Below are 25,432 nucleotides of genomic sequence, written 5' to 3' on the forward strand. Positions count from 1 at the left end.
AGTTTTGGAATTACATTTGATATATTACTAACACTGATTGAGCTTGTCTATTATTATTTACATGACTCACAATAAAGTTGTTTGATTTGGTAATTTCTTTTAATTTGAAAATCATCATTTATCCATTCACACCATCTAACTCTATTTACTTGAATAGCTTTTTTATTAATTTCAAAATATTTTAATGATTTTTCATCAAAATTGGAGTAATTCATAGCTTCAGCTAATAGAAATAATCCATCTTCATTTAAATTATTCTTTTCAAAAAGAGGTAATAGATGTTCTAACGACAAATGATACATACTCCATAAATTAAAAAACAATACTAAATCTACATCATCATCTTTTTTTAGAGATTTGTTTTTAAAATAATTTACGATATAGTAAAAAGATTTTGAAATATTTAAACCATCATTAATATGTCCAAAATACTGTATGTATGTTAAGTGAAGATTTAAGATTAGTTCTGGCTTCATAGCATCCATACTGTACCTATTAATCTTTAATGGGTGTATAATATTTGAAAGTCTTTCTGCAGAAATATCCCAATGTTCTAATAAATCTTTTCCTACTAAGGTATATAGATGTAATAGGTTAAATCTTGATTCTTTATCTAACTTTTCGGCACTATCTATTAATGAATGAATAAAATCAGTAACTAAATATGGGTCATAATAGTAGTTGTGTGACAATAATGCTGTATAGTTTGTTATAGTTGCAGGATTATTTTTTATAAATTCAATTATCTGAGGTTCAAATAATATTTCTGGATTATAGTCATTAGATAAATACATTTCATATAATGCTTTATTTACTAGAGGAGCATTTTTATTAGCAACAGCTGTTCTTAAATTAAATTCAGCAAATGTTTCTATGCTTTTATTTTCGATAAAATTTCCAGCATAATTAATAATTGCAATTGATTTTCGCTGACTAAATAATAACGAATCCCATGGAAGAGAATTATTCCTATTTGTTAGAATTGTTTTTAAAGAATCATGCGTGATTTTTGTAAGATTTTCATTGTTGAAATAATGTAATTGAAAATTCATTTGCTCCCAATTTTCTTTTGCATCAATAGAAAATAAATCTATTGGAATATTAAGAACAGAACTTATATGGTTTTGAATGAAATTTGCACGTGAGTTGTGTAGATACTCATTATGTATAGAATCACCTTCTACAGAACTAAATGATTTCACATGAATAGAGTGGATTTTTCCATCATATTTAGAAATCTTTGGCAAATTAATTGACTGAGTAATATTTGTTTTAAAGTCATAGTTTATTATTTGAGAATAAACTATTCCTTCTTTTATTAATTGAATTTTAGGTTCATCTTTAATAAATGGTTTAATAAGTCTTAGCTCATAATCTTTTGAAGATATATTAGTAGGATAAATATATTTACAAGCTTTCCCATTTTTTATTAAAACTAATGCAGGTGAATAATCATTTCCTTGAAGATTATTTGGGATACTTCCTACTTTAGTTATAATTCGATAATCACTTTCTGCTTTATTGTTTGAGAGTATTTCATTTAAATAAAATGGTTTAAGTAAAATACCATCATATACTGGAGAAAAGTCCAATTGATTTGTCTTTTCACATTCAAACTGATCTTTGGAGATAAGGTCAATAGCTATTCCATCATTTGATTCTGAAAATATTTCCTTAAAATGTGAAATGTCGTTATAGTACAGAATTACTTCATTATCTACAATTTTCAAATTATTGCTCATGCCAATTACTAGATTAAGATGATTTCTAAATTCATCTTCACAGTCTATTGATGATTTAGTAAGTCCAAATGAGTTAGTTGAAATTTGATTTCCAACTATATGACCTTTAGTTCCAAAAACTTGTGTAGCATAAATGATATTTTTTTTCAAATCTGTTTTAAAGCCTAAATCACCAAACATATATTGTGGGTAAATCATATTTGCATAATGCCCAGGCGAATTTTTCCAATCCAAAAACATTTCTTCTGCAAGTACAATAATATCTTTGTTTTTGAGTGGAAAATTTTGAGTTTTAGAATAAAGAATATTTTCGCCTACTAATTCAAAATCACTTCCACTAAAAGCCATAACACGATCACTAGGAGAACTATATTTTGCATCCTTTTCATCATGCGTAAGTGTGTCATTATTTACCATATAGTTACTGTGAAATTCGGCTGCTATTCTTAATGTACCATTAAATATTAATGGTTTGAGTCCTTTGCTTATTCTAAGATTATTAATTCTGTTTGAAAGTTCTTGACGTAGAACTTTTGTGTCATTTTCGGTAAGTTGCGAAAAACTGATAAATGGCACTAAAATAAATATAATAGATAATATTCTTTCTGACATATTCTTTTACATGATTGCTATTTATATGTAATTTATATATGCAAAGATATGTTTTTTATATTGAATTAAAGATAATATTTTGTGCTTTTATATTTTTAATACATCCACAGGAATTTTATTGATTTTTAGTTTCTTGAACTTAATTGTAGATAAATCTATCTAGGTTTAAGTTGGTTGATTTGATTTTGATTGTTTTCTATTAATGTAGAAGAAGAAACACTATCTCTAGAAAATAAAGTATTGCTTTTTTGAAATAATTTTCTATCCTCTTTTTCTGTGTGTTTAAATAAATCATTGTTGCCTTCGTCAAAAGGATTTTCTTTTACATTTTTAGGAACTAAATTTTGTTGTTGCTCAAACAATTTTCTAGATACAAATAATTCTTGTCTAGCATCTTTTGCTTGCAACTCTACAGTAGGATTGTACACACCATCAATTCAATTAAATGGTATCACATCTTTTTGTTGGATGTCAAGATAGTTGTTTGTGCTATCGTTTATGTTTTCTGTGTAGTAAAAATATTTATCTATAATTTTCCTTACATAATTAAAAGTTTCCGTTCCTCTACAATAGCCATACTTTACCACTTTATCAGTATAAAATTTCGGATTTGATTTGTATAATATAAAGTATTCTGTGTTGCCATCCCATTCAGTATCTGAATAGCCATATTTTTTGCAAGTCTTGCGCGTCTTGCACGTGTCCCATTCAGCATTGTACGATGCCAGGATAAATTTTGTACGCTGTGTAATGTCAGGAATATGTTTCCAAAATTGCTCTAAATATTTTAAGTATTTGCTGCCAGCTTTTATATTTATATCAGGTTGATAAGGGTTGCCTTCTAAGCCCATTTGCCTTGCTGTTCCTGGCATAAGCTGCATCAAACCTTTGGCACCAGCCCAAGATGTTGCTTGTGTATTAAACTTTGATTCTTGATACATCAACGCAGCAATTAATCGCCAATCCCATTCTATTGTTTTTGCATAATGTTGAATAATATTATCATAAATAGAAATTTGACCATCTAATAAAAGTTGTGCTTCACTAAAAAGTTCTATGCTATTTTTGTTTTGCTTAAAATATTTATCATTCAATAATTTGTATGCTTTGCCAGAAATAAATTTACTCAACCACTGATTAAGTGCAATATGCAATTCTGGCGATTTTTTTCTTACAGCATAATGCAAATCTTGATGGCTGCCTATTACCAAACTTACATCTAGATTGTGTAAAAATGATTGATTGATCTGTGCTAAATCTTTATCTGCAATAGTATAATCAATTGCAGCATCAGATACTGCATTGATTAAATCTTCAGTACTTCTATCATCACCAAGTAAATTGATTGCAACAGCAATTCCTAAAGTATCTGCTGCTTTTTTGATGTTGTGATAGTATGGAGAATTTACAGTTAAAAAGATAGATTTCTGATCTAATTGTTGTAAATGTTGTATAGCTTGTGTGTACACAACAGTACTATCTTGTTGTCGTTGGTATTTCCCAGATTTGCGTTGTACCAACACTTGTTCTATATTTCTATATGGAATTGAATAGCTAATATTATTGTTCTTTATTTTGTGTAGTCCATTCGCAATAATATCACCTTTGCCTTGTTCTAATAAAGTGTACAATTCGTTTGTGTTTTTTGCAATTACAAATTCTACTTTTAAGTTATTCTCTTTTGCAAACTGTTTAATGATTTCATAGTCGAAACCTAAAGTCTGATTTTTATAGATAAAGTAGCTAATAGAATTGTATTCAGTAATGACTCTTAAAGTACCTCTTTCTCTTATTTGAGTTAAGTCAATAGGTTTTTCAAGTATAGAAGGCGTTGAATTTGATTTTTTGAATGAGAAATAGTAAAATAGTACGACAATAATGCCAACTACAATAAATGGTGCTAGTCTTTTATAATCTATGTTCTTGTAATCTATATTCACAATAGTAATGTAATTAACAGACGTTGTTTGGTAATAAAAGATTGCATGCTTATGCTAATTTAATAATAATTAAGATTCTTGTTGCGCTGAGGTTTTCATTTCTTCGGCTATAGTACTTCCTAAATATTGCTCTACGATGTAATGTACAACCTGTATTAATGGTGTAAGCAAAGCGGCAACGGGCAGTTTATAGATTTAATTTCCTATGCAAATAGATAATACAAAACTTAATGACAACGCTTGTGCATTCGAATATTTTGGTATTAAATAAAAAGCCAAAAACAATACTACAAAGCTATCTATAAATTGAGATATTAAAGTGGAACCAGTTGATCTTAGCCAAATGTATTTTTCTCCAGTTATTTTTTTTATTCTATGAAAAACAACTACATCAATTATTTGTCCTAATAAAAATGCAACCAATGAGCCAATAATAATGGCAATTCCTTGTCCAAATATTTGTGTAAAAGCAACTTGCATATTTGCAATACCAGCACTTTCTTTACTTTCTATCCACCAATCTGCTGGTACTAATCTTATAGCAAGTGTATACATCAAAAATGCATAGGCAAGCAAACCCACAGTAATATTAGTGAGAAATTGCACGCCTTTTTTTCCATAGTATTCATTGATGATGTCTGTAAGAATAAAAACAATTGGCCATAGTAGCACTCCAGCTGTAAGATTGAAAGAAAATGGATTGTTAAATAGGTTTAATTGAATCGGTTGAATGCCCAGCGTTTTTTCTAATGAGAAAATTTTAACACCAATAATTTCTGCAATAAATGCATTTGTAATAAATATACTGCCAAGTATAATAAATAATCTAGTGCTTTTATTTTGAATGATGTTTTGTATCATGCAATAAAGATAAGCATGAAAACTGAGTTATCTAATAAAATTGAGATTGGTGCAAAAAAAAACGGGCATGCTTGCACACGCCCGCAGACATAAAGTCTAGAAACATAAAAACCCGAAGTAAATCTATTAATTTATTTTATTAATGTCAAATATTTTAAAAGAAATATTTAAAAATAAATGTTTTATTAACTTAAGTATATTTTTTCGTGTTTAGATAAATATTACAATTATTCCATATATCTTTACTGAAATGGCAAAAATATTGGCAATAGACTATGGAAAAAAGCGCACAGGATATGCTATTTCTGATGATTCAAAGACTTTTGCATTTGGGCTTTCTACACAAAATTCAGCGCAGAATATTCAATATTTAAAGGAAATAGTAGTAAAAGAAAAAGTTGACACGATTGTGATTGGGTTACCAAAGAAGTTAAATAATGAATTGGCAGATATTGTGGATGATATTGAAATATTCAAACAAAAAATACTTATAGAGTTTCCAAATATTGAAATTGTAGATGTAGATGAGCGCTATACATCTAAATTGGCATTTCAATCTATGATAGATAGTGGCATGAAGAAAAAGGATAGGAAAAATAAATCATTAATAGACGAAATTTCAGCAACAATTATTCTACAACATTTTTTAGAGCTTAAAAAATAAATTTTTAGTCTTATTTTTGCACCATGATTTTACCTGTAGTTGTGTATGGTTTTCCTATACTAAAGCAAAAAGCAAATGAAATAGCATCAGAATACCCCAATCTCGATGAGTTAATCAAAAATATGTGGCAAACAATGTATCATGCACAAGGTGTTGGTTTGGCAGCGCCACAAATTAATTTATCTATAAGATTGTTTGTTGTAGATACTTTGCAGCTAAAAGATAGAAAAGAAGATGAACCAACTTTTGTAGGAATTAAAAAAGCATTCATCAATCCACAAATACTTGAAGAAAGTGGTGAAGCATGGAAGTATGAAGAAGGTTGTTTGAGTATACCTGGAATAAGAGAAAATGTAGAGCGACAAGCAAAAGTAAAAATTCAATACCAAGATGAGCAGTTTAATACTGTTGTGGAAGAATATGATGGTATTAACGCAAGAGTAATTCAACATGAATACGACCATATTGAAGGCATCTTATTTACTGACAAGATAAAACCACTGACTAAAAAGCTGATTCAGCCAAAGCTCAATAAAATTATGCGTGGAGATTTTAAAGCCGAATATCGTACTAAAGTATTTGGAAAATAGACTTTATGTCTTTGTTATAGATTGTTTAGCATTCGTATAGCACTACAAACAAAAACACCAGCAGTTTCAGTTCTTAATATGCTATTGCCTAATGAAATCTCTAGAAATTGATTTTGGTGAGCAAGTTGAACTTCACTATTAGTAAAATCACCTTCTGGACCAATGCATATAATCAATTCTGTATTCTTTTTGTATAATTCTTGTATTTGTGGTGGATTGCTATTTTGTGTACAATGTGCAATAAATTTTTGTTCGGGTAATTGTTGTTGGATGAAGTTTTTAAAATTACTTATCTCATGAATGGTAGGCAAATATAAATGCTTGCTTTGTTTGGTTGCAGAAATAATGATTTGTTGCAATCGCTCAAGTTTTATTGTATGCTTTTCGGTTCGTTCTGTAATTATTGGATAAATATTCCTAACGCCAATTTCTGTAGCTTTTTCTACAAACCATTCTATACGTGCAGGATTTTTTGTAGGAGCAATCGCAATAGATAATAGCTGTGTGTTGTTTTCTTCAGCCTTTATTATTTTTAAATCTGATAGTTGGATTTCATTTCTTGAAATTGATAAAATAGTTGCTTGATATAATTTTCCATTACCATCAATTACTTCAATGCAGTCACTTTCTTTGCATCTTAGTGCTTTTATAGCATGTCTAGAATCTGAATCTAACAATAATGGTAATGTGTTAGAATAAAACCTTTTCAAGTAAAAAATTAATATGGAGTAGTTAAAAATATTTCACCGCAATTGCCAATACCTTTAAATGGTAAAACACCAATTAATGTATCATTTGGTTGTACAACTTTATTCGTTAAGTCATAAAGTGCAATGTTTTTCTTCATTTTTTTGTTTGCTTTTACGGCAATTCCAAAATTTGTAATAGCAGGCACGATACCAACTGGAAGTACTTTTTTTAGATTGCCTTTTCCAAAAGGATTTGGTGCAACTAAGCCAGCATACAGCCAATATAAACAAGCATTTTGTTTTGATTTTTTTATATATTCTTCAGTACTTATTGGTGTTATTTTATTAGCACCACCACATGAAAAATTAAAATCTTTAATTGGTAGTGGAACATCAGATTTGTTTACAATTTTTATTGCTACCAATGTATATCCACCCTTTTTTAATTCTTTTTTTGCAATTTTTGTATTTCCAGTATTAAACATTACACCTTGTCTAGTTGTGTATTCAAATTTCTCATTTTCTGTTTTCATTTCTTTGTATGGAAACTGTTCTGCATAAAATGGTTTGTAAGTGCCAGCACAGCTGCTAACAAATATTGCAATTAAAATTACTAAGAATAATCTCGAACTTCTTTTCATCATTTTTTAAGTAGTTAGTATCTCAAAGTTAATACATTTTAATCTATTTTACTAACAAATATCTTGATAATAATGAGTCGGAAAGAGGTGTTTCCCATTTTTGCTCAAAATCAAGCTTATTAGCAACTAAGTTGTTAAAAATGATAGTATCCTTGTTGATTTTTCCATTATTTAATAATTCTTCAATTTGGTTGATTGAAAAACTTCCAACCATTTGCTCTTGAATTTTATAACAAACTTTCATTCTGTCAAAGAAATTAACTTGATACGCTTGTTCCAATTCTTTAATGAGTTTTACCGAAGAGTCAATAGAACAACCACTTACATTTACCTGTGCATTGTCTGCAATTAAAACAACAAATCTTCTGTAGTATAATGCACCATAAGCAGGCACTTCAACTTGGTGCGATTTCCAGTTTTCTACAAAATCTTCAATTGCCAATTCAATAGTAGAAACTTCATCTAAGTTAAAAGTTCTATCAGCTTGATATATCCAAACTTTTGAGTTTTCTGGTAATCGATTGTAAGGTATAAGCATAAATAAATTGTATGAATGAGTATGTAAAGATACGTATTTGTAAGTAATGTTAGATAGAAATCCAATTTTGTTGTTATTTACCTGGTATTCGTAATTCAAAAATTATTGCATAAATATTATACATAGTTTTCCATTTGTTATTGACAAACTACTTTTTTTGTAATTAATATTTTATAATAAAATAGATATTTATGATGAGTAATTGCTGTTAAAGATATTGTATATTTTGTGATTTTTTATTGTCATTTAAATATATTTGTATCAATATAATTGTTTTTTATTATAAATATTTGCAAGTAATAAATGCAAGTATTATGGTAATAAGATTTTTACTCTCAATTTTTTGTACAACGGTTTTATTATTTAAAGTACATAGTAATGATACAATATACTCAGCAAGTTTGATGAATAATATTTATATTAATGAATTATCATCAAGAGGAACAGCTAATGATGATGATGACTGGATAGAAATATTTAATGCACATAGTTCTCCAGTTTTTATTAAAGACAGCGTATTTATATCAGACAAAAATAATAATAGAAAAATGCATGAGCTAAAAGGCATTATTATTCCGAGCAATGGCTATGTAATACTCAAAGCAACAGGAGATACAAACAAAGGCAATAAGCATCTGCTGTTTTCATTGAGTAGCAATGGCGAAAGTTTGTTCTTATCACGATATCAAGGAAATACATTAGTATTACAAGATTCAATAACTTTCCCAGCCTTACAATACAATACATCTTTTGGTCGTGTCATTGATGCAATAGACATAAATGCAATATTTATACAGCCAACTTATAATGCGAGTAATAATAATGCATTACAAAAATTAGAGTTAACATTTAGTCATCAAAGAGGTTTGTATGATAGCACATTTTTACTTACACTTACAAGCGAACCAAATGCAATAATAAAATATACCACAGATAATTCGATGCCAACATTTACAAATGGTTTGGTTTATAACAATGGTATAATTGTAGATAAAACTACAACAGTTAAAGCAATTGCATATAATTCATCACAAACAGCACAATCATTTTTAGAAACACATAGTTATATTCTAAAATCAAACTTTACTTACGATTCAGTATTCTTTAAGTATAAAAACAATATTACAAAAGAAGAATACAAGAATGTACTGGATGATTTGCCAATTGTTTCATTTAATACTCAGACACTACCATTACCTAATAATGTAGATTATTTTCCAGCAAGTTTTGAGTATATAGATGATCATATAACTGCAAATCATAAAAACATACAAAGCAACTGTGGCGTAACAAAATTCGGACAAGCAACATTGACACGATTTATTAATGGAAACTACAAATTCAAATTTAATGATGACTATGGTGTAAAGAAAATTCAATATTCATTTTTTGATACATTAAGTTATGATAATTTCAAACCAACAAATACGATTAGTAGATTAGAGTTGAAGCTTAGTAATTATGGTGATAAGATAATGGATTATGTCTGTTATCGAACATTAAAACAAATGGGTGCTTTTGCACTAAATACAAAGTTTGTACATTTTATTGGAAATGGAAGATATATGGGAACAAGAATAATTCGTGAAGATTATAACGCACATAATTTAGAAGAATATTTTGGAGATGATAATGATAACTATACTAAAGTCGATTTGAAAGATGCAAATTATTTAACAGGTGTCGTAGAAACTGGTGATGGAAGTATGGATAAGTGGAATGAGATTAAAAATCTAATTAATACCAATGATTTTCAAGGTATAAAACAAAATGTAGAAGTTAAAGAATATATAAAAAATTTGGTATTACTAATGTTGTCAGATATGGAAACAGAAGTAGAAATGATAGGACATAATGATGCACCAAATTTTACAAAATTTAGAACACTACTTGCCGATACTGATGGAGCATTTCATAATCTCAATACATTGCCATTTGTAATAAATAAATATAATGTAAAATGGAATACGCCACTTGTGCTTAATGGTCCAGCTGGGTTAGCAGGAAAATTTATAGGAACAGCGAATGTAAATTGGGGAACAGCATACACAAATGTCGGAAATTTAGAATTTAAAACATGGATTAAAGACATTATTAGTATAGAAATGGAAAGCATTGATGGTGCACTTACAGTTAATAGTTTAAACAGTAAAATTGTTGAAGCGTTTAAAATTATAGAGCATACACAGAAAGTGGAAGAAGCACTATTTGGATATTCTGAAGATTTCTATCAATTATGGATAACAGAATTAGATAAGTATCAAAATCATATGCCAACAAGACTAAATTATGTACTGAATGAGTGGAGAAAAAGAGATCTAACACATAGACTTAAGCCAACAAACATCATAGCAAATCAAATAATAACTTCTACAGATTCTATCAGAATACAAAATAATGATAGCATTGCAAGTCAAATTTATTATACTTTAGATGGTTCTGATCCAATGGGAAATGATGGTGTTGTTGCGCCAAATGCATTTCTATATTCAAATGAATTTGTTCTACCAATAGGTAATTATGTTATTACTACACGCACATTCATTCCAAAAAATTGGGGACCAATGACACAAACTTCAATCAATGTTACAGATGTAATTAATACCATAGATGTAGTAATCACAAATATCCAATACAAACCATTGAGCAATTCAGATGCGGAGTTTTTGGTTGTAACAAACATATCAAACAATAGCATTGATATTTCATATTATAAAATTACAGATGGTATTGTACATACATTTTTGTCAAATACAATATTATTGCCTAATGAAAAAATATTAATTGCTAAGAATTTAGATTTAGTACAAAATTTATTACCACAAATTACACAAAGACAACAATGGACAAGTGGTAGCTTAAATAATTCAGGAGAATTATTAGTGCTAAAAGATACTTTGAATAACATAGATGATAGCTTAACTTATAAACCAACAGCACCATGGCCAATAGATGCCAATGGAACAGGAAAGATGTTGCAATTAAAAGAACTAAACTTAGATAATGCATTAGGTGAAAACTGGGAAGCTGTTGATGTAGATACATTAATTACTAGAATAAATAAAAATGAGCTTATAGGAATTACAATATATCCAATGCCATTCAAAGATAAAATACACCTTAAAATTGACAATAAAGAGCTGAAATATCCAATTAAGGTTTCAATGTTTGATATATTAGGAAGAAAAAGACTAGAGCAAACATTCGATACAAATGAAATTGTAATCAACACACATGCATTAGAGCAGAATGTTTATTTTATAAAAATTTCTGACGCAAAAGGTATAAATTATAAAATTATTAAAGTTATAAAATAAATATAAAGCTATTTAAAAACTATAGTCTCCATTATTATTTATATTTATAGATAGTTCTTTTTGTTCTTCTATAAATTTATCATGTCCAGTTTTTAGATTTTCCCAAAATGAGATGAGTTCATTATCATTCTTATATTTTGTTGTATAATAAGTCATGTTTTTGTCAGTCATTTTGAATGGAAAAATATAAACAGGAATTTTTTGCTGACCATTGTTTTTAGCATGCATTGCTAATAAATATATTTCTTTAATAATATTGTCAGTCATAGGCAAACAACCAACAGTTGCGCACGAACCATGAATAAAAATATCGCCACCCAAATTATCAAACTTACTCTTTTTTATATCAGATTGATTGGGATAGTTGATGCCAAGTGATAAATAAAAATTACTCATCGGATTAAATCTATCTATGTAATAAAATCCTTCGGGTACTTGTCCATCACCTTCTTTTCTTTTTGGGCCAAGTTGTCCAGAACGTGCACAAATCTTATAAGATTGAATCTTTTTGTAATTATCATCTTGCTTTGTCTTAGCATAAATATCTAATAAATCATTGTCTTTGTAGGCAACTAAAAGTAGGTTTATATTGTTGAGTTTGATTTGATTTTTGTTTAATTTCTTTTCAATCAATGCTTCTTTTTCTTCAATTGCATCTTTTACACGTTGATATTTTTTTTGAGCATCTAAAAAATCTGATTGCATAATGCTTGAAAATAATATTATTTCTACAAATGTTACTATAGATGCCAGCATATATTTTATGAAATATTTTTCTATATTAACGTGTATCATTTTATTTCGTGTCACAATTCAAAGTTTATTAACGATTATTAAGTGTTTTTTGCATGTTTATTTATAAAATTGAAAAAAACAATATGATACTAAAGTGAATTTTCAGCGAATTAAAAGCATTTATCCATAAAGTTTAGAGAAAATATTGTAAATTAGATTAGCTAAACTATTTATATGTATAATTCTAGAATATGTGCACTATTGGTATGTATATCAATTCTGTGCAATGCGCAAGCACAAACTTTGTTACGTGGGCCGTATTTACAAAGCTTAACCAATAAATCTATTAAAGTAATGTGGCGTACATCTGAGGCAACTGCTTCTGTGCTAAGATATGGCAGTCATTGGGATAGCTTGAATCAAACAATTATAGATACAACAAAAGTAAAAGACCATATTGTACTAATAAGTGGTTTACAAGCTAAAACAGAATATTTCTATCAAGTTGGTTATGATGATGCAGTTTTAGCAAGCAGAAACGAGCAACATCATTTCTATACAGCACCAAATCCTAATGATACTAATGGTTTTAAATTTTGGGTAACAGGCGATTTTGGCGCAGGCAATAATGAACAAATAAAAGTAAAAAATTGGTTTCAAAATTATCTAATAAACAATAAAGTTGATTCTTGGCTTTGGTTGGGCGATAATACATACAATGATGGCAAAGACCAAGAATATCAAACAAAAGTATTTAGTAGTAATTATGGTTATGATTCTATCTTTAGATTTTTACCATTTTATCCAATACCAGGCAATCACGATTATGCAAGTGTCAACCAAAGTAAAGCAGCTGAAAAACATACTGGACCATATTATAGCATGGTTGAAGTATTTAAGAACGCAGAAATGGGTGGTGTGCCTTCAAAAACAGAAGCATATTATTCTTACGATTATGGCAATGTACATTTTATGGCATTAAATTCAGAACTATATACATATATGTTGTTTTGGGATTTAGGAAATCCATACAGAACTTGGATAGAAAATGATATTAAAAGTTCTGATAAGCTATTTAAGGTTGCCTATTGGCATCAAGCACCATACTCAAAAGGTTCGCATGATACAGACGATTTTTGGGAAATATTTATGCAAATTATGAGAGAAAAAGTCACGCCTATTTTAGAAAAATGGGGCGTAGATTTAATATTAAGTGGACACTCACATGTGTATGAGCGTTCTTATTTAATCAATAATCATTATGGAAGATCAAATACATTTGATAGAAATACAATGTTGATTGATTCTACTGATGGTAACCCAGATAGCAATAGAGTGTACATCAAACTCAACTATGGCGAAGAGAAAAACAAAGGCACAGTGTATGCTGTTGTTGGCAATAGTGGAAAAACAGAATCACCAACTGGGAAAATGCATCCTGTGATGTGTGTAAAAGATGATAACGATGGTGATGGTGGTTCAGGAAGTATGATATTGGAAGCAAAAGGAAATCAATTGACAGGTAATTATTATAAATCTAGTGGAGAATTGTATGATAAATTTAGAATTATAAAACAAGATACCACAATTGTTTCTTCCATAAAAAGTAATACCTATTTTGATGATTTTAATGTTTACCCAAATCCATTTTCTAGTAAAATTAATATAGAACTTAGTGCAAAGAAAAACATTGATGCAAGTATATATTTACAAAACTTGAATGGACAAATTCAAAGACAAAAAGTTTGGGAAGGCAAAGCATTAAAAGGAAATCAAACAATTGAAGTTGATGGCTTAGAAAACCTTGCAAGTGGTTCTTATATTATTTATGTCATACATCAAGATGAAATAATATCACAAAAGATAATTAAGTTCTAATTTTCTTTTTTTATCATTTCTAAATTAATATTTTTCTTGATAGGAATTAACACCGAACTTGTTTTTACTGAATAGGTATTTGAAGTGTAATTTTCTTTTGATACTTCAATTGCATAATTTTGATTGGGTAATAAATAGGTTTCAAAAATACCTTTTTTATTGGTGTAAAATATTTGCTCTTGATTAGTCTGTTGGTTGGTAATTTTAATACGCACACTATCTAAAGCAATATTTCCATCATATATGGTATAATGTATTAGTAAATCATCATAATTAAAAATATAAATATCATCAGCGCCTTTTCCTTCTGGTCTATTCGATGAAATATAACCTTTAGTATAATTTGAATCTAAGAAGAAACCAAAATCATCAGCTGAAGAATTAATAGGCATTCCAAGATTTTCGGCTTCTAAGTATTCGCCACTTCTGCTGAGTATTGTTTTAAAAATATCCATTCCACCAAAACCTTGATGTCCTGTTGAAGAAAAATACAAGGTACCATCATTATGAATAAATGGATAGCGTTCGTCGCCAGCTGTATTGATGTTTTTTCCAGCATTTTTAGGTTTGCTCCACACACCATTTGTATACATACTGTAGTAAATGTCTTTTCCACCAAAACCACCAGCTCTATCAGAAGTAAAAAATATTTTATCGCCATCATGATTAATACTTGGATAAGCACACGAATATTCAACATCATTAAACGAAAGTTCTTTAAAATCTTTTGTTTCGCTATTATTTAATTTTGCTTCAAATATTTTTAGTGTAACATCACCTTTTTTATTTTTTATAGCATCACCATATTGTACATTATTTTTGGTGTAATATATTTTGTTAGATGCAAGATGTACGCTTGCTGGTCCACTATTAAAATTTTTAGAATTAATAATTCCTTTCATTGGTTCAATAGTCCATGATGTGTCAGCTTTTTTTTCAGCTACATATACTTTCGAATAACTCATGCCATCATATGCATTTGTTTTTCCTTCTCTAGATGATGTGAAAATAATTTGATTACCAAAATCAACAGCACAAAAATCAGATGCATTAGAATTTATCCAATCTAAATTTTTAAATTTTATTTTGCGTTTTGGTGTCAATGATTGATTGGCTTTAGCACATGATTCTAATAATGTTTTTACTAAAATAGAATCATTGGGTTTGGTATCCAAATATCCTTGTAGCCACTTGTCAGCATCAAGATATTTGTTGTTATTCATTAGTATTTGACCATAGTACAGCCAATTCTTTTTATTTGAATTTTTATCAGCTACAACTATAGCATAATATTTTTCGGCATTTACAAAGTCATTTGTCTTTCTATAGCATTCAGCAATTTTTCTAATAGCTTGTATGTTTCCTTTTTCTGCTAATGGCTTTAATTCTACAATAGCTTCAGAATATTTATAGTCTAGCATCAATTCATCTGCTTTTTTGGTAGACTGAGCTGATAAAGAAAAGTATTGTGCTGTTAAAAATATAATAAAAATACTTCTAAAAAATAAATGCATAAACTGGATTTTTTATGTGATTCAAATATCTACTATTTTTATAAAATTGTCAATTTCTATTCCTTTTTCTGATTTTTTTAATGTACATGCTTCAATATCTTTATCATGCTCAAAGAATAATATATGTCTGTTTTCATATGCTCTTTCTAGTAGTATGATTTTTTCTTTCATGGTTTCTAATGGACGAATGTCATAAGCCATTACAAATGGTAGCCTAATATGGTGATGTGATGGAATTAAATCAGCACAATAGGTAATTATTTTTTCATTGTAATAAATATGACAAATGAGCATGGCTTCTGTATGTCCAAATACTTGTTCTAATTCAATTTTATCACTGTTAAAATCTTCACTGTCTACAAATTTAAGTTTTCCAGATTGTTGTATTGGTACTAATATTTCTTGTAGAAAAGATGCTTTTTCACGCGGGTTTGGATTGTTTGCCCATTGCCATTGCGCATAGCTTGTCCAAATATTTGCATTAGGAAATCTTAGTATAGCATTTTGATTTTCATCTCTTGTAAGTACACCACAACAATGATCAAAGTGTAGGTGTGTCAGGATAATATCTGTTATGTCTTCTGGTTTGAAACCATGTTTCGCTAATGAACTTTCTAGTGTGTCATCTCCATGAGGAAAGTATCTACTTCTATAAGTTTCATTCATAAAATCGCCAATGCCAGCATCAATTAATATTAATCTATTATCATCTTCAATTAACAAGCATCTTAATGCCCAAATGCACATATTGTTTTCATCAGCAGGATGTAGTTTTTGCCACAATGTTTTAGGTACTACACCAAACATGGCACCACCATCTAATTTAAAGTATCCAGTATCTATTGTATATAGTTTCATAATTTATTTGTTTAGTGCTGTTCTTAATTCAATAGCTGTTTCTTCTACACTTTTAGTGTTTGTTGCTGCCCATGCACCAGTTTCTGAACTTGCGTAGTATTTTATAACATTTTTTGCACGCCAAGGCGGGTAGAATTCTATATGAAATCTATAGAATTTTCTTTGATCAGCTTCCAAATATTCATTGCTATTTACTACACCTTGGTGTACACACATCATAAATGGGAAAATACAATCATATAAATTGTCAAACATCTTTACTGCTTTCTTTAATACTATCGCTAATTCTAATTGTTCAGCATCATTAAAATCGTTGATATATAATTTTTCTTTCTTACTCACAATAAATATGCCATAAGGATAGTCGGTAAAATACGGCAAGAAGATTGAAAATGTTTCGCTTTCAAATATTATCCTTTGTCTGTCTTTTGTTTCTTCCAATAAAATCTCATCAAACATATTTTTTTGATGTGTTTCAAAATATGTTTTACAATTGTCAAGCTCTGTTTTTAATTTTAGTGGAATGAAAGGATAAGCATAAATTTGTCCATGTGGATGTGGCATAGTTACACCAACATCTTCGCCTCTGTTTTCAAATGGAAAGATATACTTTACTTTTTTATATTCTTTATGGAAATTAAATCTTTCAATCCAGAGTTGAACTAATTTTTGTACATGTTCATCAGATAATTCATAAATTTGGGCATCATGCTTGGGTGAATATAACACAACTTCACAGGCACCTTTTGCACCATGTGTTTCATACAATGGATTGTCATTCTGTTCTATATTTTCATTTGCATAGCTTAGTGCAGGGAAATCATTTGGGTATAAAAAAACATCAAAATCATTGGGTACTTTCTTGCCTTCTCCAGTACAAAATGCACACCAATCTTTTGGCATATTTGGCCTATGCTGTCTATTAGCAGCAACAATAGTGTATGTATTTAATAATGGGTTGTATCTCAATGAAGACATAAAGCAAATATCTATTAAAATTACCAAATATTATAAGAATTTAATATCTTTGTTAAAACTACACATTTTATGAAAAAAATATTCTTAGTTTTAGGTATACTACTAACTATACATCAGACACAAGCACAGAATTTTATTGGCGCACATTATTCTACCAAAGATGCCATGATTACAAATTCATTGAATCCAGCATTGCCAGTAGCAGGCGATGTAAAGTGGCAAGTAAATTTATTGGGTGTAAATGTGAATGCAGGAAATAACTATTTTGGATTAAATGGTTTGAAAGGCATTGCCAAAGACTTTGATAAAGAAACATCATTGATTCAGATTTTAGATGGCAAACGAAAAAACTTACATGTTAATCTTGGATTCAACGGTCCAGGTGCATTTATAAGAATTAAAAAAACAAATGCAATAACTTTTGGTGTAAGAGGAAGAGCAGTCGCAACTATAAATGATATGAACCAAGATTTGGTGTATTCATTGTACAATGATTTTAGCAATATCTTAGATTGGGCGCCAACTTTTAAAGATGAAAGAGGCGCAGGTGCAGTAAATGTATATCATGAAATATATGCAGGGTTTGGAAAATCAATCAATATAGGAGATAGACATGCAATTCACTTAGGTGTAAATGCTAAATTAATTACAAATGTTTTTAACGCACAGTTTGATGTTAATGATTTGAATTTTAATAAATTTGTTACAAGCGCAACTGATAGTTTTATAAACGTAGGCAATACAAACTTTAATTTTTTAGTTTCAGATAGAATTGATGATGGATTTAAGTACAAATTTGGAATTAATGGATTTGGATTTGATGTTGGCGCAATCTATGAACTAAAAAAACAAGGCACAAATGAACATTTCTTATTATTAGGTTTGTCAGTTAATGATATAGGAAGAAATAGCTACACACTAGGAAAAAATAGTAGAACATTTGTTGGGAATAATACAAATGTACATGCAAGTGAATTAGTAAATGGAGATGGAAGTACTATAAATATTGATGAAGTATTAGATAAATTAGGAACCAATGTAACGCCAACAGGAAAACATAAAATGAAATTGCCAATGGCTATCAATGTTTTCGCAGATGTAAGAATAGTAAAAATGTTTTATGCAAATGCAAATTTTCAAATCAATCCATATTCTTTCAAAAAAGGCGATCCTAAAGCAAATTTACCAGATAATATTACAATTACACCAAGGTTTGAAACTAGAATTTTCTCAGCATATCTTCCAGTAAATTGGAATAAATACTCAGGATTTAATGCTGGTGCAGCTATCAGACTTGGGCAATTTACTTTGGGTTCTAGTAATATCATTACAGCATTCATCAAAAAACCATTTACAGGTATGGATGTTTATTTGAATATTGGATTTGGAAAAATAGACAAAGGCAATAAGTCTAAAAAAGCGAAAGACGAAAAAACAAAAGAAGAAAAACAAAAATCTGATGAAAATTAAGTTCCTCTTACTAATTCTAGTTGTATTGGTTTCTGCATTCCGTGTTGACGCATATGCTGATACTGTAAAAAAGAAAAGTTGTCCCAAGAAAGTATATATTCCAGGAGGTAGTTCAAAGAAAGGAAATAAATATCAGAAAGTAAGTAAGCGCAAAAAAATAAAAACTCATTAAGAAATTTGTCGGAATTTATTTACAGTATAAGATACAACAAGGCTAAAGTTGCGCCTAAAATTTCAAATCAAGTTGCTTGGGAAAACGCTGCAACTTATATTAATAAATTGGATTTTATTCTTGAACCAGAATGGCATGCAGGAAGCTATTATGTGCAAGAAAGTAGCTCTATGTTTTTAGGCTATATTCTAGAGCAAATTTCAGTAGAAAAACAAGATGTTATTGCTTTAGATTTGTGTGCAGCACCAGGAGGAAAATCTACACATATTCTAGATAAACTAAATAAAAATTCAATACTAATTTCAAATGAGTTAGTGCCAAAAAGAAATGCCATTTTAAAAGAAAATTTAATAAGATGGGGAAATTCGAATGTAATTGTTACACAAAATGAAACTAAGTATTTCAATAGTTTTAATCAGTTTTTTGATGTAGTAGTTGTAGATGCACCATGCAGTGGCGAAGGATTGTTTAAGAGAAATCCAGATGCAATGAAGGAGTGGAGCGAAGAGAATGTTGCTATGTGCGCTACAAGACAAAGAGAAATATTACAACATATTATTCCAGCAATTAGAGAAGATGGATATTTAATATATTCTACATGTACTTTCCAACAATGCGAAAACGAAGACCAAATATCATTCTTGTTGCAAAATGGTTTTGAACTTGTAGATATTGATGCATCAACATTTGAAGAAATATCTTCAGGAAGCATAAAAAATACATTTAGATTTGAACTTGAGAAAGTAAAAGGCTCAGGATTTTTTATCGCATGTTTAAGGAAAATAAAATCATCTAATAATTACAGCATCAATCAAACAAATAAAATATTTTATAATAAAATTGAAACCATACAATTTAAAAACTTAGGCGAATGGATTGAAAATTCAGAACAATACAATACATATTCATTCAAAGAAAATTTATATATCATCAACAAAAAATTCGATTCCATTCTATATGCAATTAAAAACAATTTATACATTACATATTTTGGAGTAGAAATTGGAATTTTAAAAAAAGACATTTTTATTCCAGCACATGCATTAGCATTGTCTACAGTAATAAATAAAAGTATAGATAAGGTTGAAGTAGATAAAAAAATAGCAGTAAATTACTTGAAGAAAAATGAAATTCAACTTGAATACAATAAACAAAAATCAACGTGGTGTATAATACAACATGTACAACTAAATATAGGCTGGATAAAAATTTTACAAAATAGGGTGAATAACTATTTGCCAAATCATTGGAGAATATTAAAACAATAACATGAATCAATTAAAGCATGAAACTTCACCATATTTATTACAACATAAAAATAATCCAGTAAATTGGTATGCTTGGAATAATGAAGCTTTAAGCATAGCAAAAAATGAAAACAAACTAATATTGGTTTCTGTAGGATACGCAGCTTGTCATTGGTGTCATGTAATGGAACACGAAAGTTTTGAAGACAATGAAGTAGCAGCAATTATGAATCAATATTTTGTAGCTATAAAAGTAGATAGAGAAGAAAGACCAGATATAGATCAAATTTATATGAATGCTGCGCAAATTACGAGTGGGCAAGGTGGTTGGCCACTCAATGTAGTTTGTTTGCCAGATGGTAAACCAATTTATGGTGCAACATATTTCCCAAAAGAAAATTGGATGCAATTTTTATTGCATTTTCAAAACTTGTTTGTAAACGAATATGATAAAGTATTCAACCAAGCAGACAGAATTTCTAAAGGTTTACAAAGTATAGATATAATTGAATTAAACCCTGAAAAAGTAAGTTTTACAAAAGCACATTTGTACGAAATTTGGAACAATTGGCAACCAAAATTAGATATGGAATTTGGTGGAAGAAGTGGCGCACCAAAATTTATGATGCCAAACAATCTTGAGTTTTTGTTGAGATATGCATATCAAACAAATGATAAAGAATGCAACGCATACATCAAAACGACACTTAAAAAATGGCATTTGGTGGCGTGCATGACGTATTGGGTGGTGGCTTTGCAAGATACAGCGTAGATGCTATTTGGAAAGTACCACATTTTGAAAAGATGTTGTATGATAATGCACAATTATTGAGTATATATGCAATGGCGTTTCAGCAAACCAAAAGACCAATGTATAAGTCAGTTTGCAACAATATATTGAGTTGGATAAATAGAGAAATGACGGATGAAAGTGGTGGAATTTATGCTTCTTTAGATGCAGACAGCGAAGGTGTTGAAGGCAAATTTTATTGCTTTACTTATGATGAGTTTGTAGATGCATTTATTGATGATACAGCGTTGTTGGAATTAGCAAAAGAATTATACAATGTAACAGAACTTGGAAATTTTGAACATGGCATGAATGTCTTATTCAGAACACAAGAACATGAATATTTCTGCGAAAAATACCAATGTACAAATGAAGTTTTCCAACAGAATGTAAATCAAATAAACGCATTATTGTTTGCAAAAAGACAACATAAAATAAGACCAAATCTTGATGATAAAATTCTAACAGAATGGAATGCTTTGCTGATAAAAGGTTTGGTAGATGCGTACAAAGCATTTGATGATGATAGATATCTAGAAAAAGCAGAAAGTATACATCGATTTATTGCTAAAAATAGTTTGCAAGCAGATGGTAGATTGTATAGAAGTTTTAAAAATGGCAAAGTGTCTATCAATGGATTTTTACAAGATTATGTATTTTATATAGAAGCATTAATTAGTTTATATCAAGTTACGTTTAATGAAAATTATTTGCAAACAGCAAATCAATTGCTACAATATTGTATGCAACATTTTTATGATGATGATAATAAAATGTTTTATATCACTTCTGATTTAGATGAAAAACTAATTGTACGTAGTATGGATAGTAGTGATAATGTAATTCCTGCAGCAAACTCACAAATGGCAAAATGTTTATTATTGATGAGTAAGTATTTTGAAGAAGAGAAATATTATGAAATAGCAAGAGCAATGCTCAATAATGTTTTGCATGATGTAATAAAAAATGCTTCGTTTTTTAGTAATTGGGCAATAGTTTTAGATATGATATTGCACCAAAATAAAGAATTAGTAATTTCAGGAATTGATGCAAAAAATATAATAAAGGAAATCAACCAAAAATACTTACCAAATATTTTAATAGCAGGCAGTGTTACAGAAAGTAGTTTGCCACTTACACAGCATAGATTTTCAGAAAATGAAACATTGTTTTTCCTTTGTGAAAATAAAAGTTGCCAGCTTCCAGTCAAAAGTATTATCGAATTAGATTTGAAATAAAATTTCTATCTTAGAGCAATGCAGCAAGCACAAGATACTACTCAATCATCACTAAAAACCAAACTGCTTTTTTCTACAGGACAAATAGGTTGGTGCTTAGCAATGTTTGGCTTCTCAGATCTAATGTGTATGTTTTATCTACCACCAGATAATGGCGTACCATTGTTCAAAGCATTTATATATCAAAGCCAATTTTGCAAATATTTACAGTAATTGGTTTACTTACAGCAGTTGGATATATTATTTCAGCATTTATGGAGCCAATTGTTGCAGCACTGAGTGATAGAAGTAATTTTAAGTTTGGGAAACGAAAAACATTTATGGCAATTGGCATTTTTCCATATGCATTATTTTCGGCATTAGTTTTTTTTCCTTTAGATGATTTTGAGTCAAGTAGAAATATTGTATGGTTAGTCATAGTTACACTAATAGCATTCGTTGTAAAATGTTTTTATACAACACCATATAATGCTATGATAAATGAAGTAGGCAAAACAGAAAAAGATAGATTGCATCTAATTATGATATTGTCAGTTGCTTACGCATTAGGTGTAGGAATTGGAAATTTAATTCATGTAATCATAAAAGCAACAGAAAACTCAATGTCGCACGAAACAGCATTCCAATTTACCATATTTGCATATTCTGTAGCGTCATTTATTTTTATGCTAATACCAATTCTATTTGTAGAAGACAATTCAGGAAAAAAGAATAAAGAAATCAATCAAACAGAAAATAATGGATTATTCACTACAATGAAAGAAGTATGGAATAATAAGAACTTTAGGATATTTGCCATTACCGAATTAATTTATTGGTTTCCATCAAAAATATTTGTGATTGGAATACCATATTTTGTTACAGCATTACTAAAGTTAGATAATTACTACACATCAATTATCTTATATGCATGTGGTATTGGCTCATTTCTTTTGTATCCAATTATAGACAAATTGGTAGACAAGTATGGAAAAAAGAATATCATGCTATCAGCATTTGCTTTTCTAATAATTAGCTATGCATTTACAGCGAGTATTGGACTTTATCAATTACCAACTATTGTTTTTGTAGCATTATATATTATACTCAATATATATCCTACAGCAGTTTTAGGCATTTTACCTATGGCACTTACTGGCGACATTGCTGAGCAAGATTGTAAGGAAACAGGAGTAGCTAAAAATGCATCTTACTATGGTTTTAAAACATTTATGATGAAATTGGGTGTAGCTATAACAAGTCTTATTTTCCCATCATTGTTGTTACTTGGCAAAACACCAGAAAATTCATTTGGCGTAAGAATGACAGCAGTTGTTTGTATAATAGCATCAGTTTTGGCATATGTCGTTATGTCAAGATTCAAAGAGATAAAATCTAATTAATATGAAAAAAATAATATATTTTTTAGTTTTAATAATATTAAGTGCAACTTTATTTGCGCAGCAAAAATCTACAGTAAAAATTGGATTGCTTAAATACAAAGGTGGTGGCGATTGGTATGCTAATCCAACTTCATTACCAAATTTAGCTAAGTTTTGCAATCAAAATTTAGGTACAAGTATCAATACTAAAATAGATGAAGTTGAACCTTCAAGTTCAGAAATATTCAATTATACATATTTGCATATCACAGGACATGGGAATGTTATTTTTACACCAAATGAAGCCAATAATCTTAGAAATTATTTAGCTGCTGGTGGTTTTCTACATATTTCAGATAATTATGGAATAGATAAATATATCAGAAAAGCAATGAAATTAGTTTTTCCAGAACTTGATTTTGTGTTAGTTCCTTTCAACCATCCAATTTATCATCAAAAATATAAGTTTCCAAACGGACTACCAAAAATACACGAGCATGATAATAAACCAGCTCAAGGCTTTGGTTTGTTTTGGCAAGGTAAGTTAGTTTGTTTTTATGATTATGAAACAGATTTAGGCGATGGTTGGGAAGATATTGAAGTACATAACGATACTGTAGAGCAACATACTAAAGCATTGCAAATGGGTGCAAATATCATTCAATATCTTTGTATATATTAAATTTTCAATTTTATTTATCTGTTTGATACATGTGAAACAAAGGAAATTACTAAGTCAAAGACATCCTGCATTATATTTTCTTGCAGTTTGGCTAAGAAGATGCAAACAATATATTGAATGGTATTTTGGTAATAAAACTTTCGCAAAATCTAAGTCTGAGGAAAAGCTACCCTATAGATTAAAAAAACATCAATCAGTTTTGCTAAGAAAATTAGGCAATAGTGATATGCAATTGCAAATAAATAAAGTTTGTAATCTGAAAATTGCAGCTCAAAAAATCAATGGTATTTTAATTCGACCTGGCGAAACATTTTCATTCTGTAAACTAGTAGGAAGACCAACAAAGAAAAAAGGATATTTGATGGGAATGGAATTATCGTTTGGTGAAGCTGTGCCAGGCATAGGTGGTGGCATTTGTCAAATAGCTAATTTGCTAAATTGGATTGTATTACACAGTCAATTAACGATTACAAAAAAATCGCAACATTCTTATGACCCATTTCCTGATGAAGGTAGAGTGTTGCCATTTGGTAGTGGCGCAGCAATTTTTTATAACTATATCGATTATCAGTTTGTGAATAACACAGATACTACCTATCAAATTTTACTTTGGTTTACAGAAACAACAATAGAAGGAGAATTTAGATGTGATAAAATGCCAGAATTTACATACCATGTTTTTGAGAAAAATCATCAATTCCTAAAAAATGAAAATATCTTTTATCGTAGAAATGAAATTTGGAGAGATGTAATTAGTAAAAGAACAGGCAACACAATAAAAACAGAAATGATGGTAAAGAATTTTGCTAGAGTAACTTATACACCAGAAAGTTTTAGTGACAATAATTAATAGCTGTGTGTATCAAAATAAAAAGCCAACGAATTCTCGTTGGCTTTTGTGTAATAGTATTGTAC

The 25,432-nt window shown here is 29.2% G+C and carries 22 protein-coding genes and 1 pseudogene; 12 read left to right on the top strand and 11 right to left on the bottom strand.

The features are described 5' to 3' along the window. Window positions 1-53 precede the first annotated feature (53 nt). From IPK18_10650 to IPK18_10665, 4 genes and pseudogenes are all read right to left on the bottom strand, one after another. Complete coding sequence (locus IPK18_10650) at window positions 54-2,354, bottom strand: CAP domain-containing protein (protein QQR97324.1); 2,301 nt, start codon at window positions 2,352-2,354, stop codon at window positions 54-56. Between the two features lie 155 nt (window positions 2,355-2,509). Beyond that, a complete protein-coding gene (locus IPK18_10655) occupies window positions 2,510-2,782 on the bottom strand; it encodes a hypothetical protein (protein QQR97325.1) in 273 nt (90 codons plus the stop codon). Between the two features lie 9 nt (window positions 2,783-2,791). Next, a complete protein-coding gene (locus IPK18_10660) occupies window positions 2,792-4,294 on the bottom strand; it encodes a transporter substrate-binding domain-containing protein (protein QQR97326.1) in 1,503 nt (500 codons plus the stop codon). A 69-nt stretch (window positions 4,295-4,363) separates the two neighbouring features. Continuing rightward, a pseudogene (locus IPK18_10665) lies at window positions 4,364-5,155 on the bottom strand (queuosine precursor transporter). Window positions 5,156-5,405: 250 nt separating this feature from the next. Here IPK18_10665 and ruvX point away from each other — a divergent pair. Together ruvX and def are read left to right on the top strand one after the other, a co-directional pair. Then, on the top strand, window positions 5,406-5,819 hold the full coding sequence (gene ruvX / locus IPK18_10670; GenBank protein ID QQR97327.1) for a Holliday junction resolvase RuvX: 414 nt from the start codon (window positions 5,406-5,408) through the stop codon (window positions 5,817-5,819). Window positions 5,820-5,842: 23 nt separating this feature from the next. After that, window positions 5,843-6,409: a peptide deformylase gene (gene def / locus IPK18_10675; GenBank protein QQR97328.1), complete on the top strand. Its 567-nt coding sequence runs from the start codon at window positions 5,843-5,845 to the stop codon at window positions 6,407-6,409. 14 nt (window positions 6,410-6,423) lie between these two features. On the opposite strand, the gene IPK18_10680 is transcribed toward def, so the two are convergent. From IPK18_10680 to IPK18_10690, 3 genes are read right to left on the bottom strand one after another with little or no spacing between them, the layout of a single operon-like run. Further along, entirely contained in the window at window positions 6,424-7,119 is a 696-nt protein-coding gene (locus IPK18_10680) for a 16S rRNA (uracil(1498)-N(3))-methyltransferase (GenBank protein ID QQR97329.1), read from the bottom strand. Between the two features lie 8 nt (window positions 7,120-7,127). Beyond that, window positions 7,128-7,742, bottom strand: a complete 615-nt coding sequence (locus IPK18_10685) for a hypothetical protein (protein ID QQR97330.1) — start codon at window positions 7,740-7,742, stop codon at window positions 7,128-7,130. 40 nt (window positions 7,743-7,782) lie between these two features. Continuing rightward, entirely contained in the window at window positions 7,783-8,277 is a 495-nt protein-coding gene (locus IPK18_10690; protein ID QQR97331.1) for an ABC transporter ATPase, read from the bottom strand. Window positions 8,278-8,681: 404 nt separating this feature from the next. On the opposite strand from IPK18_10690, the gene IPK18_10695 reads away from it, so the two are divergent. Then, complete coding sequence (locus tag IPK18_10695; protein QQR97332.1) at window positions 8,682-11,594, top strand: lamin tail domain-containing protein; 2,913 nt, start codon at window positions 8,682-8,684, stop codon at window positions 11,592-11,594. Window positions 11,595-11,606: 12 nt separating this feature from the next. Here the strand turns inward: IPK18_10695 and IPK18_10700 are convergent, their stop codons facing one another. Then, complete coding sequence (locus IPK18_10700) at window positions 11,607-12,299, bottom strand: L,D-transpeptidase family protein (GenBank protein ID QQR99337.1); 693 nt, start codon at window positions 12,297-12,299, stop codon at window positions 11,607-11,609. 264 nt (window positions 12,300-12,563) lie between these two features. Between IPK18_10700 and IPK18_10705 the strand changes: the two genes are divergently transcribed. Next, window positions 12,564-14,207, top strand: a complete 1,644-nt coding sequence (locus tag IPK18_10705) for a metallophosphoesterase (protein ID QQR97333.1) — start codon at window positions 12,564-12,566, stop codon at window positions 14,205-14,207. Here the strand turns inward: IPK18_10705 and IPK18_10710 are convergent. Genes IPK18_10710 through galT form a run of 3 tightly spaced genes read right to left on the bottom strand, consistent with a single transcriptional unit; the run spans window position 14,204 to window position 17,557 of the window. After that, window positions 14,204-15,721: a PD40 domain-containing protein gene (locus IPK18_10710; GenBank protein ID QQR97334.1), complete on the bottom strand. Its 1,518-nt coding sequence runs from the start codon at window positions 15,719-15,721 to the stop codon at window positions 14,204-14,206. The two genes, IPK18_10705 and IPK18_10710, sit on opposite strands and share 4 nt — an antisense overlap. Window positions 15,722-15,742: 21 nt before the next feature. Then, a complete protein-coding gene (locus IPK18_10715) occupies window positions 15,743-16,579 on the bottom strand; it encodes an MBL fold metallo-hydrolase (GenBank protein ID QQR97335.1) in 837 nt (278 codons plus the stop codon). A 3-nt stretch (window positions 16,580-16,582) separates the two neighbouring features. After that, a complete protein-coding gene (galT, locus tag IPK18_10720; protein ID QQR97336.1) occupies window positions 16,583-17,557 on the bottom strand; it encodes a galactose-1-phosphate uridylyltransferase in 975 nt (324 codons plus the stop codon). A gap of 69 nt (window positions 17,558-17,626) precedes the next feature. Here galT and IPK18_10725 point away from each other — a divergent pair, with 69 nt between their 5' ends. From IPK18_10725 to IPK18_10760, 8 genes are all read left to right on the top strand, one after another. Continuing rightward, the gene (locus tag IPK18_10725) at window positions 17,627-19,027 is read left to right on the top strand and encodes a hypothetical protein (protein ID QQR97337.1); all 1,401 of its coding nucleotides are present in this window, start codon (window positions 17,627-17,629) and stop codon (window positions 19,025-19,027) included. Window positions 19,028-19,204: 177 nt separating this feature from the next. Continuing rightward, entirely contained in the window at window positions 19,205-20,467 is a 1,263-nt protein-coding gene (locus IPK18_10730; protein QQR97338.1) for a hypothetical protein, read from the top strand. A 1-nt stretch (window position 20,468) separates the two neighbouring features. Then, complete coding sequence (locus tag IPK18_10735; protein QQR97339.1) at window positions 20,469-21,218, top strand: thioredoxin domain-containing protein; 750 nt, start codon at window positions 20,469-20,471, stop codon at window positions 21,216-21,218. Next, window positions 21,161-22,474 carry a thioredoxin domain-containing protein gene (locus tag IPK18_10740; GenBank protein QQR97340.1) on the top strand — a complete coding sequence of 438 codons (1,314 nt, stop codon included), beginning with the start codon at window positions 21,161-21,163 and terminating at the stop codon, window positions 22,472-22,474. The genes IPK18_10735 and IPK18_10740 overlap by 58 nt, the downstream gene beginning before the upstream one ends. Before the next feature lie 18 nt (window positions 22,475-22,492). Continuing rightward, window positions 22,493-22,687 carry a hypothetical protein gene (locus IPK18_10745; protein QQR97341.1) on the top strand — a complete coding sequence of 65 codons (195 nt, stop codon included), beginning with the start codon at window positions 22,493-22,495 and terminating at the stop codon, window positions 22,685-22,687. Beyond that, window positions 22,669-23,856 (top strand): MFS transporter, encoded by a 1,188-nt coding sequence (locus tag IPK18_10750; protein ID QQR97342.1) that lies wholly within the window; start codon window positions 22,669-22,671, stop codon window positions 23,854-23,856. The genes IPK18_10745 and IPK18_10750 overlap by 19 nt, the downstream gene beginning before the upstream one ends. 1 nt (window position 23,857) lies before the next feature. Beyond that, the gene (locus IPK18_10755) at window positions 23,858-24,517 is read left to right on the top strand and encodes a DUF4159 domain-containing protein (protein QQR97343.1); all 660 of its coding nucleotides are present in this window, start codon (window positions 23,858-23,860) and stop codon (window positions 24,515-24,517) included. Between the two features lie 31 nt (window positions 24,518-24,548). Then, window positions 24,549-25,367, top strand: a complete 819-nt coding sequence (locus tag IPK18_10760; GenBank protein QQR97344.1) for a VanW family protein — start codon at window positions 24,549-24,551, stop codon at window positions 25,365-25,367. Window positions 25,368-25,432 lie beyond the last annotated feature (65 nt).

The sequence above is a fragment of the Sphingobacteriales bacterium genome (genome assembly GCA_016699615.1).
In the GTDB taxonomy this organism is placed as follows: Bacteria; Bacteroidota; Bacteroidia; order Chitinophagales; family JADIYW01; genus JADJSS01.